The sequence below is a fragment of the Hydrogenophaga sp. genome, assembly GCF_018780385.1.
GTDB lineage: Bacteria > Pseudomonadota > Gammaproteobacteria > Burkholderiales > Burkholderiaceae_C > Hydrogenophaga.
Genome location: NZ_JADMJO010000093.1, coordinates 24,593 through 40,984, shown reverse-complemented (window position 1 = coordinate 40,984; position 16,392 = coordinate 24,593). Strand labels below are relative to the sequence as shown.

Below are 16,392 nucleotides of genomic sequence, written 5' to 3'. Positions count from 1 at the left end.
CAGGCGGTTTGCGACAATCGGGGCATGAACGCTGCGACTGTCACCCCCACCAACATCCTCACCATCACCCGGCCGGACGACTGGCACCTGCACGTGCGCGACGGCGATGCGCTGCGCACGGTGGTGCCGCACACCGCTGCCCAGTTTGGCCGCGCCATCATCATGCCCAACCTCAAGCCGCCGGTGACCACCGCGGCGCAGGCCGTGGCCTACCGCGACCGCATCCGGGCTGCCGTGCCCGAGGGCGTGACTTTCGAACCGCTGATGACGCTCTACCTCACCGACAACCTGCCCGCCGACGAAATCGCGCGCGCCAGGGACGCCGGCGTGGTGGCCCTCAAGCTCTACCCTGCCGGCGCCACCACCAACAGCGACGCCGGCGTGACCGACATCCGCAAGACCTACAAGACGCTGGAGGCCATGCAGCGCGCCGGCCTGCTGCTGCTGGTGCATGGCGAGGTCACCTCGCCCGACATTGACCTGTTCGACCGCGAAGCCGCGTTCATTGACCAGCAGATGATCCCGCTGCGGCGCGACTTCCCCGAGCTGAAGGTGGTGTTCGAGCACATCACCACCAAGGAAGCCGCGCAGTACGTGGCCGAGGCCAGCCCGTTCACCGCAGCCACGCTCACGGCGCACCACCTGCTCTACAACCGCAACGCCATCTTCACTGGTGGCGTGCGCCCGCACTATTACTGCCTCCCGGTGCTCAAGCGCGAAACGCACCGCCAGGCCCTGCTGGCCGCGGCCACCAGCGGCAGCGACCGCTTCTTCCTCGGCACCGACAGCGCACCGCACCCCGCGCACCTGAAGGAACACGCCATGGGCTGCGCCGGTTGCTACACCGCGCACGCTGCGATCGAGATGTACGCCGAGGCCTTTGACACGGTGGGCGCGCTCGACAAGCTCGAAGCTTTTGCCAGCTTCAACGGCCCGGCCTTCTACGGCCTGCCGCGCAACAGCGGCACCGTGACGCTGTTGAGAGAGAGCTGGACCACACCCGAGAGCTTCCGCTTCGGCGAGGCCGATCTCAAGCCACTGCGCGGCGGCGAGGCCTTGCCCTGGCGGTTGCAGGCCTGAGCCATTGGGCTTGTCACCCGACTGGAACGAACCCTGGTTTGCGCCCGTGGCGCCCGAGGGGAGGGCGGTGGCCCAGGCACTCGCGCGTGGCGAGACTTTGCCGCAAGCGCTGCAACTCAGAGGCCAGTGTCCGGTGCGCTTCGTGCCGCAAGCCGATTTGTCCCCCGGCACGGCGTACGAGCAGTTCATCTTCGACACCGGCCAGGTTCCCACACGCGAGAACCTGCACGATTTTTTCAACGGCTTGTGCTGGTTGCGTTTTCCACTCACCAAGCAGCGCCTCAACCAGCTGCAGGCGACCGAAATCGCACGGGCTGGCGTGCGCGAGGTGCGCGGTCCGGTGCGCGATGCGCTCACACTGTTCGACGAAAACGCGGCGCTGCTGCAAGCACCCGAGCCGCTGTGGGATGCTTTGACGGGGCGCGACTGGCAGCGGCTGTTCGTCACGCTGCGCCCGCTGTGGACCCAGGCGCGGCTGGTGCTGTTCGGCCACGCGCTGCTCGAAAAACTGGTCACGCCCTACAAATCCATCACCGCCCATGTGTTGCGTGAGCCTGTGCCCATGGACTTGGGTGACGACCTCGCTGCCTGGGACGCCTGGCTGGCCCAGGGCCTGAGCGCGCCGGTGTTGGCGGCCAAGCCGTTCACGCCCTTGCCGGTGCTGGGTGTGCCGGGCTGGTGGCCCGCCAACGACGATCCCACTTACTATGCCGACGCCGGCGTGTTCCGCCCCCGGCGTCCTGATGTTCCATTGGACAACCCATGACCCTGCCGACATCGCCCTCCTGGTCCCACCTGAATCTGGCACTGGACGCCGACCGCGCCGAACTCGCCGCCCATTTCCGGGCCAGCGGCGTGCGCGACGTCGAGTGCCTCTTTGCCGACGTCACCGGTTACCCGCGCGGCAAGCTCATGCCCGCGGGCAGCTTCGCGGTGGGTGGCGAACTGCGCATCTGCCAGGCCATCCCCATGCAATGCGTGACGGGGGAGTACTCCTACGACCCGATCTTTCCCGACAGCGACCCCGACGTGCGACTGGTGCCCGACCTGGCCACGCTCAAGCTTGCACCCTGGGCCAGCGTGCCGCGCTACCTGGCGGTGCACGACTGCGTGGAGCTCGACGGCAGCCTGTGTGAATTTGCCCCGCGCTCGGTGCTCAAGAACGTGGTCGCGCGTTACCAAACCATGGGCCTCACACCCGTGGTGGCGCCCGAGATCGAGTTCTACCTGACCGCCGCCATGACCGACCCGGCCCTGCCGCTGACCGCGCCGCTGGGGCGCGGTGGCCGGCCCGAGGTGGGGCAATCGGCTTTCAGCCTGAACGCGCTCAATGAGTTGGCGCCGTTCTGGGACGCGTTCCACGCCGCCATCGATGCGCTGGGCATCCGGGCCGATACCTGGCTGCACGAGGTGGGGCCGTGCCAGTACGAGATCAACCTTCTGCACGGCGACCCGGTGGTGGTGGCCGATCAGGCTTTTCTGTTCAAGACGGCGGCGCGCGAGATCGCCCTGCAGCACGGTTTGAACGCGGTGTTCATGGCCAAGCCCATCGCGGGCGAGGCGGGCAGCTCCATGCACCTGCACCAGAGCGTGGTGGATGCCGAAGGTCGCAACATCTTCAGCCAGCCCGATGGCTCCGCCAGCGACGCTTTCCTGCACTACATCGGCGGCTTGCAGGCCTTCACGCCCGACCTCACCCTCATCTATGCGCCCACGGTCAATTCGTACCGCCGCTATGTGAGCGGCAGTCAGGCGCCCACCAATGTGGCCTGGGGCTACGACAACCGCACCGCCGGCCTGCGCGTGCCCGTGAGCCCCGCTGCGGCGCGCCGGGTGGAGAACCGTCTGGCCGGCGCCGATGCCAACCCCTACCTGGCCATGGCCGCCACGCTGGCCGCCGGCCTGGCGGGGCTGCAAACGCGCTGTCTGCCGGGCGATCCGGTGCAAGGCAACGGCTACGACCTGCCGCGCGGTCTGCCGCGAACTTTTTCAACCGCCCACGAACAAATGGCCCAGAGTGAACACGCGCCACGCCTGTTGGGTGAGCGCTTCGTGCGGGCCTATCTCGCGGTCAAGGCGATGGAGCACGACAGCTTCCTGAACGAGATCAGTGCCTGGGAACGGCGGTTTCTGCTGCCGCAAGTCTGATCATTGGTGATTGCCTGAAGCTTGCGTGGCTTGAAGAACCGCACAGCGAGCCCCACTTATCATCCCGTTGTCTTTGACACTACCCGGAGTCCCCATGAAACGCATCCTGCTGTTCGTCCTGACCAACTTCGCCGTGATGGCGGTGCTGTTGATCACCACCCGCATCCTGGGCGTGGACCGCTTTCTCACCGCCAACGGCCTGAACATGACGGCGCTGGCCGGGTTCTCGCTCGTCATCGGCTTTGGCGGCGCCATCATCTCGTTGCTGATCAGCAAGCCCATGGCCAAGTTCAGCACGGGTGCGCGCGTGATCAACCAGCCGCAGACATCGGACGAAGCCTGGATCGTGGAGACCGTGCGCCGCTTCGCTGAGAAGGCCGGCATCGGCATGCCCGAGGTCGCCATCTTTGAAGGCGCGCCCAACGCGTTTGCCACCGGTGCCTTCAAGAACTCGGCGCTGGTGGCGGTGTCCACCGGCTTGCTGCAGAACATGACGAAGGAAGAAGTCGAGGCCGTGATCGGCCACGAGGTGGCCCACGTGGCCAACGGCGACATGGTCACCATGACGCTGATCCAGGGCGTGATGAACACCTTCGTGGTGTTCCTCAGCCGCGTGATCGGCTACGCGGTGGACGGCTTCCTGCGCAAGGGCGACAGCAACAGCAGCGGTCCCGGCATCGGCTACATGATCACGACCATCGTGATGGACATCGTGCTGGGCTTCGTGGCGGCCATCATCGTGGCCTGGTTCAGCCGCCAGCGCGAGTTCCGTGCCGACGCCGGTGCTGCTGGCCTCATGGGCCGCAAGCAGCCCATGATCAACGCGCTGGCCCGCCTGGGTGGCCTTACACCCGGAGAGCTGCCCAAGACCATGCAGGCACTCGGCATCACGGGCAGCCTGGGCAAGTTGTTCTCGACCCACCCGCCTATTGAAGAGCGTATCGCGGCGCTGCAGAAGAACTAACCCCCCACAGGTTGGGTTGCCCCCCGCGTCGCCTTCGGCGCCACCCCCCTGAGGGGGGCGACACCTGAGGCCCGGCAAAGCCGGTTCCTCGGTGTCCCTGGGTCAGAGCACGGTCTCCGACACGAAAAAAAAGCGACCTTCTGGTCGCTTTTTTGTTGGTGTGCACTGGAATCAGCGGTTGCGGTCCCAGCCGTCGTTGCCTCGATGACCATCGCGATGACCGTCCCTGTAGCGGCGGTCGTCATGGCGGTGGTGACCAGAGCGGATGCCATTGATGTAGATCACGCCCGGTGAGACCTGGTAACGCGGGTAGTACTGCGTGCCGATGGTGATGCGGGTGTTTTGTGGGTAGTACTCGACCTGCGGCTGGTACACGGGTGCGTTGTTGTAGACGGGCGGTGGCAGCACATCCACCGGTGACACGTTCAGGCGAATGTAGCGGCCCGGGTCTTGGGGCGTCTGCACGTTGTACTGGCGCCCGGCGTATTCATAGACCACGTTGTAGGCCACAGTGCGGTTTTCGTAAAACGTCTGCGTGCCGCACTGCCGATAGGTTTCGGTGTAGGGCTGGCCAGGGCCTTCAACGCGGTTGCCGATCATGGCTCCGCCGATGAGGCCGATCACCGTGGCGGCGGCGCGGCCGCTGCCGTTGCCGATGGCGTTGCCCGCGGCACCGCCAGCGATGCCACCGAGCAGGGCGCCCGCGCCCGATGGTTGCCCTTGGTAGGTCACGCGCTCGTCGCTGCACACTTCGCGCGGCACGGCCACCTGTTGCACCACTGGCGTGCTGCTGATCACGCGGCCTTGTTCTTCCTGCGCGTGCGCCACGCCGCTACCGGCCAGGGCAAGCAGGCCGGCCGCGAAGGGAATGAGGGCTGGGGTCTTCATGGACAACTCCTGATGAGGGTAGCTTGAAGTGTGCTCCGGCGCTGTCAACCCATGATGCACCGTGTGTAAAGAATCGTCACAACGCCGGAAGTTCTGCAGCGATTGTTGACGTGGTCGCGTCCCGGAGCAGATCCAGCACCAGCGCTTCGGCGACTTTCAAACCGTCGACCCCTGCAGAAAGGATGCCCCCCGCGTAGCCAGCGCCTTCACCGGCCGGGTACAGCCCGCGTGTGTTCAGACTCTGAAAGTCGTCGCCGCGGGTGATGCGCAGGGGTGCGGAGGTGCGGGTCTCCACGCCGGTGAGCACAGCGTCGGCCATGTCGTAGCCCTTGAGTTTGCGGCCGAACACCGGCAGCGCTTCGCGCATGGCTTCAATGGCGTAGGCGGGCAGGGCCGGCGCCAGATCGCCCAGCTTCACGCCCGGCTGGTACGAAGGCACCACCTCGCCCAGTGCGCTGGACGGGCGCTGCGCCAGAAAATCCCCCACCAGTTGCCCTGGTGCCTCGTAAGTGCCGCCACCGAGCTGGTAAGCGCGGGCTTCGAGTTCGCGCTGCAGCACGATGCCCGCCAACGGATGGTTCTGGCCCGTGGCGGCGAGTTGTGCGGCCTGTGTGGCGTAGCGCGGGCCGTCCGATTCGCCGAAGGCTGCAGTCCACAGCGGCGCATCGCGCGGGAAGGTTTGTGGGAAATCGGCTGGCTCGATGCCCACCACCAGACCGGCGTTGGCGTTGCGCTCGTTGCGCGAGTACTGGCTCATGCCGTTGGTGACCACGCGGCCGGGCTCGCAGGTGGCGGCCACCACGGTGCCGCCCGGGCACATGCAGAAGCTGTAGACCGCGCGGCCGTTCTTCGCGTGGTGCACCAGCTTGTAGTCGGCCGCGCCCAGCAGCGGGTGACCGGTGTGGCGGCCCCAGCGCGCACGGTCGATCACGCCCTGCGGGTGCTCGATGCGAAAGCCGATGGAGAACGGTTTGGCTTCCATGAAAACGCCCGCGTCCCACAGCTGCGCGAAGGTGTCGCGCGAACTGTGGCCCAGCGCGAACACCACGCGCTGCACCGGCATGTCGATGGTGTCTCCGACGTCCAGTCGTCGCACCTTCAGCGATGCGATGCGTTGCTCGCCACCTTCGCTGGAGAGGGTGAGGCCACACACCAGGTGCTGAAAGCGGATCTCGCCGCCGAGCGCGGTGATCTTCTCGCGCATGGCCTCCACCACACGCACCAGCTTGAAGGTGCCGATGTGCGGGTGCGCGGTGTAGAGGATTTCAGCCGGTGCGCCTGCATCGACAAACTCCTGCATGACCTTGCGGCCGAGGAAGCGCGGGTCCTTGATCTGGCTGTAGAGCTTGCCGTCGGAGAACAGGCCCGCACCGCCCTCGCCGTATTGCACGTTGCTCTCGGGGTTGAGAACGTGTTTGCGCCACAGGCCCCAGGTGTCCTTGGTGCGCTCGCGCACCGGCTTGCCGCGCTCGAGCACGATGGGCTTGAAACCCATCTGCGCCAGCGCCAGTGCGGTGAACAGGCCGCACGGACCCAGCCCCACCACCACCGGGCGCTCTCGCTCGTCGGCGGGCCAGTCGGTCGGGGCATGGCCGGGTGGGTGCCAGGCCATGTCGGGCGTGGGCTGGGTGTGCGGCTTGCCGGCGTGCTGCGCGAGCAGGTCGGCTTCGTGTGTCGGGTCGGCCAATGTGACGTCGACGATGTAGACCGCGAGCAGATCGGCCTTGCGCGCGTCAAAGCTGCGCTTGAAGACGTGCAAGTGGGCGATCTGCCGAGGCTCGATGCCCAGAGCCGCCGCCGCGAGGCGGGTGAGGGCGTCAACCGGATGCGGCGGCGGTTGCCGGTCGATGTCCGTTTCGGTGGGCGCGTCGGCGGCACGGCGGTGTTCGGCCGGCACCTCGGCCAAGGGAAGTTTGAGTTCGGAGAGGCGGATCATGTGTCGTGGGGGCTTGTGTTGATCAAGCAGAAGACGGAGCCCGCGTATTGTCGTCAATGCGCGGCGGGGGCGAACGGTGGTGGATTTAAATAACCCGGGTAAAACTATTAAATCCGGGTAAAATGCGCCACATGTCTTCTCCATCTTCCCCTGCCTGCACCGCGTTTCTGGGTGCCCGGCGTGTGGCTTTCGGCACTTACGACGAGGTGGCACGGGCGCTGGCCGCGCTCGACCTCTCGGCCGGTGGCCTGCTGGTGTTCGACGACGCTACCGGCGCGTTGGTCGATCACCCTTGGCCTGCGGGCCATCCCTCCGCGCCCGCAGCGGCAGCCACCCGCGCGGCCCCGGCCGCCGCGCCTCAGGTGGGCCGGCCGCGCATGGGCGTGGTGGCGCGCGAGGTGACGCTGTTGCCGCGCCACTGGGAGTGGCTGGCGCAGCAGCCCGGCGGTGCGTCGGCGGCCTTGCGGCGCCTGGTCGAGGAAGCCCGCCGCAGCCACGCCGGGCGCGATGGCTGGCGTCAGGCCAAGGAGCGCACCTACCGTTTCATGAGCGCCATCGCGGGCGGCTTCGCGGGCTTCGAGGAAGCCTCGCGCGCGCTGTTTGCGCACGACGCCGACGCGTTCGCGCGCTGCATCGCCGGTTGGCCACCGGATGTGCAGGCCCACCTGGCCTGGCTGGCACGGGACGCCTTCGCGCCCGAAGCCGCCCCACCATCTGCCTGACCCTTCGCTTCTTCTTTCCACGGAATCCGTATGCCCAACGCTCCCCAAGGCCCGCTCTGGCGCGTCTACCTCGTGTTCCTCGTGCCCATGGTGCTGTCCAACATCCTGCAAGGACTGTCGGGCACGCTCAACGGCATCTACATCGGCCAGATGCTGGGCACCCACGCGCTGGCGGCGGTCTCGGGCATGTTCCCCATCGTCTTCTTCTTCATCTCGCTGGTGATCGGCATCGGCGCAGGCGCTTCGGTGCTGATCGGCCAGGCCTGGGGCGCGCGCGAGCCGCACAAGGTCAAAGCCATCGCGGGCACGGCGCTGATGCTGGGCGCCTTGATCGGCCTCGTGGCCGCCGTGCTGGGCGTGGTGTTCGCACGGCCAGCGATGCAGGCGCTGGGCACCCCCGTGGACGTGATCGACGACGCGGTGGCGTATGCGCGCGTGATGCTGCTCATCATGCCTCTGCTGCTGGTGTTCATCCTGTTCACGCAGCTGCTGCGCGGCGTGAGCGACACGGTCTCGCCGCTGGTGGCCCTGCTGCTGTCCACCGCGCTCGGCCTGGTGCTCACGCCGGCGCTGATCCAGGGCTGGCTCGGCCTGCCGCGCCTGGGCATCCAGAGCGCGGCCTACGCGGGGCTGGTGTCCTACGCGGCGGCGCTGGGTTTCCTGGTCTGGCGGCTGGGCCGCCGTAAACATGTGCTGGCCTTTGACCGCGAACTGCTGCACGCGCTGCGGCTGGACCGCGCCATCCTGGCCAAGGTGATGCGCATCGGCCTGCCGACCGGCCTGCAGATGGTGGTGATCTCGCTGTCCGAGCTCGTGATCCTGGCGCTGGTGAACGGCCACGGTTCGCAGGCCACGGCCGCGTATGGCGCGGTCACGCAGATCGTGAACTACGTGCAGTTCCCCGCGCTCTCGATCGCGATCACCGCCTCCATCCTCGCGGCGCAATCCATCGGCGCGGGCCGCGTTGACCGCCTGGGTGCGATCCTGCGCACCGGCCTGTGGCTCAATGCCGCGCTCACCGGCGCCCTGGTGCTGCTGGGTTACGCGCTCTCGCACCGCCTGCTGGGCCTGTTCCTGACGCAGCCCGAGGTGCGCGTGCAGGCCGAGCAGTTGTTGCACATCATGTTGTGGAGCATCCTGGTGTTCGGTTTCCAGGCGGTGGTGGGCGGTCTCATGCGCGCCAGCGGCGTGGTGCTGGTGCCGATGGCGATCTCCGTCTTCTGCATCCTCGGCATCCAGCTGCCGGCGGCTTATGTGCTCGATGCACATCTGGGCCTGCCCGGCGTGTGGGTGGCCTTCCCCATCGCCTACATCGCCATGCTGGCGCTGCAGACCGCCTACTACCGGCTGGTCTGGCGCCACCGCAAGATCGAGCGGCTTGTCTGAGGCGGGGGATAATCGCCCGGTGAAGCGCGCCAGGCCGTCGCTGGCACTGCCTCGCAAGAGGACCCGAAAGGGGGTGCTGGAGGAACGTCCGGACTGCACAGGACAGCGTAGGAGGTAACACCTCTCCACCGACAAGCCCGGCGAGTTCGCTCGACGGGCCCTAAGGTGAGGATCAGAGCAACAGAGACGAGCCGATTCAGTTCGGGTGAAACGGGCAATCTCTACGCGCAGCAATACCAAATAGGCCAGCCTGAGGCGACATGGTTCGCCGTGTTGACGATCCTCGTGGTTCCGCGAGGAGAGCTGGCGGGTAGGTAGCACCGAGCCGGGTGGGCAACCCCCGGCCCAGATGAATGGCGGTCACATCCGGGCCTTCGCAAGAGGGTTCCGGATGCACAGAATCCGGCGTAACGGCGCGCTTCACACTTTTGCTTGCGGCAGGCCATTGTTCAAGGCGGGTCGCTTGGCCACGGCGCGCAGCCCATCCATATCGAGGATGTGGATGCGCCCTCGCTGGTAATCCACCAGACCCATCTCCTTGAGTTCGACGGCGGCCAGCGTCACGCCCGCACGGCGCACGCCCAGCATGTCGGCCAGATGCGCGTGGGTCAGGTAGAGATCCGTTTGTCCGTTGCGGGCGTGGCTCAGCAGGATCCAGTTCGCAAGCCGTGCCTTGATGTCGTGCGACTGGGATGCAGCGGCCATGGACGCCACTTCCTGCGAGAACACCCACATGTAGATGGCGAACACCCGCAGCATGCTGCCGCGTCGCGCCACCAGCCGCCGCAGGGCCTCGCCCTCGGCGCGAAAAGCCGTGCCGCCGCGCTGGACATGCAGTGTCAGGTTGCCCGCGCCGAGCCCCAGCGCATGCTGCAGGCCCACGGCGCCTTCCTGGCCTGTCAGCCCCACGGCCAAGCCACTGCCGTCGGTGTGGCGAACCACCAGCGCCACGCTGGCACTGGTCAGGAAGTGAATGTGTCCGTTGGGCTGGTGGGGGGCCGCCAGGATGTCGCCTGTGCCCAGCTCCACGGGCTTGCAGCGGCTCTCAAGCAAGCGCTGGTCGTCATTGGACAACTGGGCCACGAGGCCGTTGTGCATCAGGGTCAATGGGGCTCCCGAGGATGGTCGAAGAACGACACTGCGACGAGAGGTCCATGGCGGAATGGCCGGGGCGAGCGAAGGTCTGTTACAGGCAAGTGTACGGGGCAGGGGCCCCCAAACGCCAATCTTGTCGTGGCTTTCGAAAGCCGGTGCGCACCGACGTTCCAGTTGGAGGGGAAAGCATTTCCGGTTCGTTCGGGGTGGATGTGTTCGATATCGAACATATTGAATCGTCTTTGCACCTACACTGGCGCACCCCCCGGAACTGCCGGCCACGCACCCTCGATCGCCTCCGGGCGGGAGTTCCGACATTGTCAGAAGATCACCCTTCCAACCGGATACTTGCCGCGCTGTCCGGTGATGGCCAAGTGCCCTGGAGTGAACATCTTCAGTGGGTGAACCTGCCGGCCGGACACGAGGTGCATGCGCCTGGCACCGCAACCGCCCACGTGTATTTCCCCACGACGGCGCTCGTCGCCTTGATGCAGCCCATGCCGGGTGGAGGCGATGTGTCGGTGGCCTTGGTCGGCAACGATGGCATGTTGGGTTTGGCGGCATTCATGGGCGATTTTTTCGAATCCGGCCGGGCGGTGGTGCTGCACCCCGGCGCTGCCTGGACACTGCCCGTCAGCGCCTTGACAGCCCACGGACCCGATTCGGTACGGGTGACCCAGGCAGTGCTCGGCTACCTGCAGGCGCTCACGGACCAGATGTCGCAAACGGCCCTGTGCCAACGGACCCACAGCGTTGAACAGCGCCTGTGCCGCTGGTTGCTGATGGCCTTCAACCGCCTGCCCGACGATGCGCTGGCCATCGACTTGAGCGACCTGACGGCGCAACTCGATGCGCCGCTCGATGCGCTGGCTGGCGCGGCAGAGCAGTTGGTCCGCCTGGGGGCGCTGGCATGCGAGCCAGGTCGGTTGCGGCTCCTGGACCGCGCGGTGCTGCAGGCGCAGGCGTGCGACTGCCACGCTCTGTCTCAGAGCAAGCGTGGCATGTAGCCTGTGCGCAGGGCGTGGGCCCAATCGGGCCGGCCGTTTTTGATCGCGAGCTGAGCGGTGGATTCGAAATCGTAGGGCACCGAGATCAGGTCGACCTGCCATTGGCCGTCCAGGGTCTCTGCGATCGCATACCGTGCATCGGGACTGCCGTTTTCGACCCGGTGGTAATTGGAAAGCGGGTGAGCGCGGCTGACATCGTAGGCGGGCATGCCCACGGCACCCGGGTTCACGACCAGCATGCCGCCCGGCAGGCGCAAGGCTCGCTGGATGTGGCTGTGACCGCAGGCCAGCAGCCGGATGTTGTCGGGCACGTGTTCACCCAGCCGCTCGGCAATCTCTGGCGCCAGCGCCAGACGGATGCCCTCTCCTTCAGCTGTCTCAAGCAGGTATTCAACCGGGCTGCGGGGGGTGCCATGGCACACCGCCACATCTCCGCCCAGACGATCCGCCCACAGTTCGCCCGTGTGCAGGCGTGCATCCAGAGAGTCATTCAGCGAGGTGAGCCACCACCGGGACGGATCGTCGAGCTCACCGGCGGCAAAAGCGTCTGATGCGCTGCGCACGCCCGTGGTCTCATGCAGCACCTGGGGATCGTGGTTGCCGGCAATCTGCAGCCAGTTCTGCCGCATCAGGAAGTGCGCGGTCTGCAAGGGCATCAAAGGCCCGCTGACCATGTTGCCCAGGTTGATCACCTCGTCCACGCCGCCGCGCCGGTCCATGTCGGCGATCACGGCTTCAAGAGCCGAGAAATTCCCGTGGACGTCGGAGAGGATCGCGATCTTCATTCGTTCGGCCTCTACAGATTGAAGCCACTCAAGCTTTGCAGGCGCTCCACATGCGCCATCAGGGAGCGTTTGGCCACCGGCCAGAGCCGCTCGGGCACGTCGTCGTAGGCCAGCCTCACCCAGTCGTCGGGCGTACCTTCGGGTGCCTTTTGCAACGCGCGCGCCACCTTGGCTTCGCGCTGCAGCCGGTGGGCCTTGAGATGCGCAATGGCCACCAGCGCGCCACCCTCGGCCGGTGCGCTGGTGTTCTCGGCGCTGGCCCGCAGATCCCCCAGCACGTAGCCGTGCGCGGGCAGGATGAACTCAACCCCATGCGTCCGGCAACGCTCGGCCAGCTTGTCGAGTGAATCGAGGTAGGCACCCATGCTGCCGTCGGGCGGGTCGATCACCGTGGTGCTGCCGTTGAGGATGTGATCGCCGGTGAACAGCAGGCCGTCTTCGACCAGCAGCAGGCACAGGTGGTTGGCCGCATGGCCGGGGGTGTGCACCACTTCCAGCGTGTGGGCGATGGTCGATTCGCCCGACGGGCCGAGCAACACGAGTTGTTCGCCATCGGCCAGCGAGCGTTCGGGCACGAAGCGGCTGTTTTCGCGTGCGGTCGGCTGACTGGGCAGTCCCAGGATGGGCGGCCGTTCCAACCCGGCGGACACACACAGGGCTTGCAGCCTGGGTGCCCCCGGCGAATGGTCGGGATGCGAGTGGGTGCAAACAATCGCCTGGATGCGGCCACCCGCGGCGCGCCACAGCCGCTCGATGTGAGCCGGATCGTCCGGGCCCGGATCGATCACGATGTGGCCACTGGCGGGGTCACCCACCACGTAGCTGTTGGTGCCCGGACCGGTCATGAAGCCGGGGTTGGGCGCGGTCAGGCGTTGCACGTTTTTGAGCAACTGCACGGGCTGTTCGTGCTGCCAGTCCAGGCTGTGCGCGATGAGCCCGTCTGGGCACACCATCGCGAGTTCGCCGAACGGCGGCTCGTGTTCCATGTGGCGAGATTCGCGCCCGGCCAGCATGCCTGCTCTGGGACAGCTCGTCCAAAGCGGTTGATCGTTCACGGCGCACGCCTCCAGCACGTCCTGCACCGTTGCGTAGGCCTTCAGGCGCTCCAGCGTGCGGATGGTGGGAAAGATGATGAAGAAGTCGCCGGCCTCGTGGCGCGCCAGCGCATCGGCCGCACGCACCCACACCGCCTCGAACTGCTCCGCCTCATCGGCCACGGGAGCCTGACCCTCGGGCATGCGGGCCACGAGAAAAGGCACGTCGAAGCGGCGCGGCAGGTCGCGGTCGGTGATCCAGTGGGCCAGCACGAACACGCCTGCGCCGTCGAGCGTGAGACCCTTGGCCTGGCATTGCGCGGCAAACGGGGCTTGGCGGTCCAGCGTGGCGATGTCGCTGTCGTCCACCGGCGAACCATCGGCCCGGTGGGCCAGCAGCACCCCCAGCTCTTCAAAACTCTCGCGGATGGCCGCAATGGCCTGCGTGAGGTGCAGGTCGCTCTGCGTGGCGCGGCGCGTGGCAATGCCGTGCGACTGGGCATCTGCCGCGTCGATGCCACCGCCCGGAAACACGTAAGCCCCTGGCGCGAAGCTCGCCGTCAGGGAGCGGCGTGTCATCAAAACTTCAATGCCCGGGTGGGTGGGATCGGAGCTGTCACGCAGCAGCAGGACGGTGGCGGCCGCACGCAGCGGTGCGGGTGGGCGTTGTGAATGCAGGAGTTGGGTGGGTCTGACCATGGAAGCATTTTGCGGGAAGCCAGGGTACTTGTGGTCTCGGCTGCAGACCTGCGCCGATAATTGAACGATGCACATTCGATTCACCAAGATGCAGGGCGCGGGCAACGACTTCGTGGTGCTCGACGAGACGCGCGGCCGATTGGGCCTCTCCGCGGCCCAATACCGCTTCCTCGCCGACCGGCACTTCGGCGTGGGCGCCGACCAGATCCTCAGCGTACGGGCCTCCATGGAGCCCGAGCTGGACTTCGAGTACGTGATCCACAACGCCGATGGCGGCGAGGTGGAGCACTGCGGCAACGGCGCGCGCTGCTTCGTGCGCTTCGTGCACGACAAGGGCCTGAGCCAGCGCAATCCCCTGCGGGTGAAGGTCGCCAATGGCGAGCTGGAGCTGCATGCCCACCAGGACGGTGGGGTGACCGTGGACATGGGGCCGCCGGTGTTTGCCCTGGACCGCGTGCCCTTCCTGGCCCACGACCTGCAACCCCAGGCAATGGGCAACTTCGAGCGCTGGCCACTGGCGCTGCCCTATGCGGGCGATGTGCCGGTAGCCGTGTTGTCCATGGGCAACCCGCACGCGGTGCTGATGGTGGACGATGTCAAGAGCGCACCGGTGCAGGCTTGGGGGCCCATGATCGAGCGGCATGATCGTTTTCCCCAGCGCGTCAACGCCGGCTTTTTGCAGGTGGTGAGCCGCACCGAGGTGAAGCTGCGTGTGTTCGAGCGCGGTGCCGGCGAAACCCTGGCCTGCGGCACCGGGGCCTGCGCGGCGGTGGTGGCCGGCATCCGGCTGGGTCTGCTCGATGCACGCGTCCACGTTCACACCCAGGGCGGCGTGCTCACCATCGAATGGCAGGACAGCCGCCGCCACGACAACGCCGTCTTCATGACCGGACCGGCCACCACCGTGTTCGAAGGCGAGATCGACATTCCCGACATCGGCTGAACCCAGCTCCGAATCCAAAGACCCATGAACACCAACAGCATCCCACCCATCACCGAAGACGACATTGCCAACTACCTGGCCAACACGCCCGACTTCTTCGAGCGCCACGCCAGCCTGCTGGCCGCCGTGCAGCTCACCAGCCCGCACGGACACCGCGCGGTGAGCCTGCAGGAGCGCCAGGCCGAAATGCTGCGCGAAAAGATCAAGGGGCTGGAGCTCAAGGCGGCCGAGATGATCCGCAACGGTCACGAAAACACCACCATCGCCGACAAACTGCAGCTCTGGACCCGCGCGCTGCTGCTGACCCGCGAGCCTGCCGCGCTGCCTGTGGTGGCGGTGCGCGAGATCGCCAACCAGTTCATGGTGCCGCAGGTCGCCATCAAAGTCTGGGGCGTGGCACCGGCGTTCGAAGACCAGCCGTTTGCTCAAGGGGCCAGCGATGACGTGAAAGCCTTTGCCTCGTCGCTCACCCGACCCTACTGCGGCGCCAACCCGGGGCTGGAAGCCGCAGGCTGGTTGGACGATCCCTCAAGCGCCGTGTCGCTCGCGCTCATTCCGCTGCGCGCCGGCATTTCGCCACAGGCTTTTGGCCTGCTGGTGCTGGCCTCGGCTGACCAACAGCGTTTCGCCAGCGACATGGGCACCGACTTCCTGGAGCGCATCGGCGAGATCACCAGCGCGGCACTCTCGCGCCTGCGCCCCGAGTAAGTTCTCAATGGACCTGCCTGTGCCAGCCGCCATCGACGCCCCGACGGGTGACGATGGCGCGCTGGTGCAGGCGTATCTGAACCACGTCAAGGTGGAAAAGCGCCTGGCCGAGCGCACGGTGGTGCTCTACACACTCGATCTGCAGCGGCTTTGCTCACACGCCGCAGAGGCCCGTGTCGGCCTCAAGGACATCCAGAACGCGCACATCCGGCGCTGGATTGCGCAGATGCACAGCGCCGGGCGCAGCGCGCGCGGCATTGCGCTCATCCTCTCCGGGTGGCGCGGTTTCTATGTCTGGCTCGGACGACAAGGTCTGATCGCTCACAACCCGGTGCAGGACGTGCGCGCCCCCAAGGCCGGCAAGCCACTGCCCAAGGCGCTGGGCGTGGACGAGTCGGTGCAACTCGCCTCCCACGTGGAAGAGGCCGACCACCCCGCGCTGGAAGCGCGCGACGCCTGTATCACCGAACTGCTGTACGGCTGCGGCCTGCGCATTGGCGAGCTCGTGGGCCTGGACGTGGTGGCCAGCGGGGGCGCCCGCGGCTGGATCGATGTGCAGGACGGCGAAGCGCACGTGCTGGGCAAGGGCTCGAAGCGGCGCAGCGTGCCGGTGGGCAAGGCCGCTCTGGCGGCGCTGGCGCGTTGGCTTGAACAACGCGCCACCTGGGCGGGATCCGACGCCGCCCTGTTCATCGGCTCGCGCGGGCAGCGCCTCACGCCGCAGCACATCCGCGTGCGCCTCAAGCGGCGCTCGCGCCTGGCGGGTCTCGCCACACCGGTGCATCCGCACATGTTGCGCCACTCGTTCGCCAGTCACGTGCTGCAGTCCAGCGGCGATTTGCGAGCAGTGCAGGAATTGCTGGGCCACGCCAGCATCAGCACGACGCAGGTGTATACCCGGCTGGATTTCCAGCACCTGGCCAAGGTGTACGACGCGGCGCACCCGCGTGCGCACGCCAAGGGCAAACCGCCCAAGGGCTGAGGAGCTTGAAGGCGG

General features: G+C 66.9%; 15 protein-coding genes and 1 other RNA gene. 11 read left to right on the top strand and 5 right to left on the bottom strand.

The features are described from left to right. The first annotated feature begins 24 nt into the window (after positions 1-24). The 4 genes from pyrC (at position 25) to htpX (ending at position 4,192) form a co-directional block, all read left to right on the top strand. Positions 25-1,080: a dihydroorotase gene (gene pyrC, locus IV113_RS21465; RefSeq protein ID WP_291089280.1), complete on the top strand. Its 1,056-nt coding sequence runs from the start codon at positions 25-27 to the stop codon at positions 1,078-1,080. A 10-nt stretch (positions 1,081-1,090) separates the two neighbouring features. Beyond that, positions 1,091-1,846: a DUF3025 domain-containing protein gene (locus tag IV113_RS21460; RefSeq protein WP_291089277.1), complete on the top strand. Its 756-nt coding sequence runs from the start codon at positions 1,091-1,093 to the stop codon at positions 1,844-1,846. Next, positions 1,843-3,228 carry a glutamine synthetase family protein gene (locus IV113_RS21455; RefSeq protein WP_291089272.1) on the top strand — a complete coding sequence of 462 codons (1,386 nt, stop codon included), beginning with the start codon at positions 1,843-1,845 and terminating at the stop codon, positions 3,226-3,228. Before IV113_RS21460 ends, IV113_RS21455 begins: the two co-directional genes overlap by 4 nt. 94 nt (positions 3,229-3,322) lie before the next feature. Further along, positions 3,323-4,192, top strand: a complete 870-nt coding sequence (gene htpX, locus IV113_RS21450) for a protease HtpX (protein ID WP_291089269.1) — start codon at positions 3,323-3,325, stop codon at positions 4,190-4,192. A 171-nt stretch (positions 4,193-4,363) separates the two neighbouring features. Here htpX and IV113_RS21445 read toward each other — a convergent pair whose 3' ends face one another. Together IV113_RS21445 and IV113_RS21440 are read right to left on the bottom strand one after the other, a co-directional pair. Next, complete coding sequence (locus IV113_RS21445) at positions 4,364-5,080, bottom strand: glycine zipper 2TM domain-containing protein (protein WP_291089267.1); 717 nt, start codon at positions 5,078-5,080, stop codon at positions 4,364-4,366. Positions 5,081-5,156: 76 nt separating this feature from the next. Beyond that, entirely contained in the window at positions 5,157-7,016 is a 1,860-nt protein-coding gene (locus IV113_RS21440; protein WP_291089264.1) for an FAD-dependent protein, read from the bottom strand. Positions 7,017-7,147: 131 nt separating this feature from the next. On the opposite strand from IV113_RS21440, the gene IV113_RS21435 reads away from it, so the two are divergent. The 3 genes from IV113_RS21435 to rnpB all read left to right on the top strand — a co-directional run bounded on the left by IV113_RS21435 (position 7,148) and on the right by rnpB (position 9,550). After that, complete coding sequence (locus IV113_RS21435; protein WP_291089262.1) at positions 7,148-7,738, top strand: DUF2239 family protein; 591 nt, start codon at positions 7,148-7,150, stop codon at positions 7,736-7,738. Between the two features lie 30 nt (positions 7,739-7,768). Continuing rightward, positions 7,769-9,124, top strand: a complete 1,356-nt coding sequence (locus IV113_RS21430) for an MATE family efflux transporter (protein ID WP_291089259.1) — start codon at positions 7,769-7,771, stop codon at positions 9,122-9,124. 21 nt (positions 9,125-9,145) lie between these two features. Beyond that, positions 9,146-9,550: RNase P RNA component class A (gene rnpB / locus IV113_RS21425), an RNA gene on the top strand. Here the strand turns inward: rnpB and IV113_RS21420 are convergent. Continuing rightward, positions 9,545-10,222, bottom strand: a complete 678-nt coding sequence (locus IV113_RS21420) for a Crp/Fnr family transcriptional regulator (protein WP_291089352.1) — start codon at positions 10,220-10,222, stop codon at positions 9,545-9,547. The genes rnpB and IV113_RS21420 overlap by 6 nt on opposite strands. Positions 10,223-10,620: 398 nt before the next feature. Here IV113_RS21420 and IV113_RS21415 point away from each other — a divergent pair, with 398 nt between their 5' ends. Further along, positions 10,621-11,226, top strand: a complete 606-nt coding sequence (locus IV113_RS21415) for a Crp/Fnr family transcriptional regulator (protein WP_291089257.1) — start codon at positions 10,621-10,623, stop codon at positions 11,224-11,226. Here IV113_RS21415 and IV113_RS21410 read toward each other — a convergent pair. Both IV113_RS21410 and IV113_RS21405 read right to left on the bottom strand, forming a co-directional pair. After that, entirely contained in the window at positions 11,205-12,011 is an 807-nt protein-coding gene (locus tag IV113_RS21410) for a metallophosphoesterase family protein (protein WP_291089254.1), read from the bottom strand. The two genes, IV113_RS21415 and IV113_RS21410, sit on opposite strands and share 22 nt — an antisense overlap. A gap of 11 nt (positions 12,012-12,022) precedes the next feature. Next, positions 12,023-13,744 (bottom strand): MBL fold metallo-hydrolase, encoded by a 1,722-nt coding sequence (locus tag IV113_RS21405; protein WP_291089252.1) that lies wholly within the window; start codon positions 13,742-13,744, stop codon positions 12,023-12,025. Between the two features lie 67 nt (positions 13,745-13,811). On the opposite strand from IV113_RS21405, the gene dapF reads away from it, so the two are divergent. Genes dapF through IV113_RS21390 form a run of 3 tightly spaced genes read left to right on the top strand, consistent with a single transcriptional unit; the run spans position 13,812 to position 16,377 of the window. Further along, positions 13,812-14,687, top strand: coding sequence for a diaminopimelate epimerase (gene dapF / locus IV113_RS21400; protein WP_291089249.1), 876 nt, complete (start codon positions 13,812-13,814; stop codon positions 14,685-14,687). Positions 14,688-14,711: 24 nt separating this feature from the next. Further along, positions 14,712-15,395: a DUF484 family protein gene (locus IV113_RS21395; protein ID WP_291089247.1), complete on the top strand. Its 684-nt coding sequence runs from the start codon at positions 14,712-14,714 to the stop codon at positions 15,393-15,395. Between the two features lie 7 nt (positions 15,396-15,402). After that, complete coding sequence (locus IV113_RS21390) at positions 15,403-16,377, top strand: tyrosine recombinase XerC (protein ID WP_291089243.1); 975 nt, start codon at positions 15,403-15,405, stop codon at positions 16,375-16,377. The last annotated feature ends 15 nt before the right edge of the window (positions 16,378-16,392 follow it).

Coding starts and splice junctions, on each gene's coding strand:
- pyrC (WP_291089280.1), top strand. CDS start 25: ATGAACGCTGCGACTGTCACCCCCACCAACATCCTCACCATCACCCGG.
- IV113_RS21455 (WP_291089272.1), top strand. CDS start 1,843: ATGACCCTGCCGACATCGCCCTCCTGGTCCCACCTGAATCTGGCACTG.
- htpX (WP_291089269.1), top strand. CDS start 3,323: ATGAAACGCATCCTGCTGTTCGTCCTGACCAACTTCGCCGTGATGGCG.
- IV113_RS21445 (WP_291089267.1), bottom strand. CDS start 5,080: ATGAAGACCCCAGCCCTCATTCCCTTCGCGGCCGGCCTGCTTGCCCTG.
- IV113_RS21440 (WP_291089264.1), bottom strand. CDS start 7,016: ATGATCCGCCTCTCCGAACTCAAACTTCCCTTGGCCGAGGTGCCGGCC.
- IV113_RS21435 (WP_291089262.1), top strand. CDS start 7,148: ATGTCTTCTCCATCTTCCCCTGCCTGCACCGCGTTTCTGGGTGCCCGG.
- IV113_RS21430 (WP_291089259.1), top strand. CDS start 7,769: ATGCCCAACGCTCCCCAAGGCCCGCTCTGGCGCGTCTACCTCGTGTTC.
- IV113_RS21420 (WP_291089352.1), bottom strand. CDS start 10,222: ATGCACAACGGCCTCGTGGCCCAGTTGTCCAATGACGACCAGCGCTTG.
- IV113_RS21410 (WP_291089254.1), bottom strand. CDS start 12,011: ATGAAGATCGCGATCCTCTCCGACGTCCACGGGAATTTCTCGGCTCTT.
- IV113_RS21405 (WP_291089252.1), bottom strand. CDS start 13,744: ATGGTCAGACCCACCCAACTCCTGCATTCACAACGCCCACCCGCACCG.
- dapF (WP_291089249.1), top strand. CDS start 13,812: ATGCACATTCGATTCACCAAGATGCAGGGCGCGGGCAACGACTTCGTG.
- IV113_RS21395 (WP_291089247.1), top strand. CDS start 14,712: ATGAACACCAACAGCATCCCACCCATCACCGAAGACGACATTGCCAAC.
- IV113_RS21390 (WP_291089243.1), top strand. CDS start 15,403: ATGGACCTGCCTGTGCCAGCCGCCATCGACGCCCCGACGGGTGACGAT.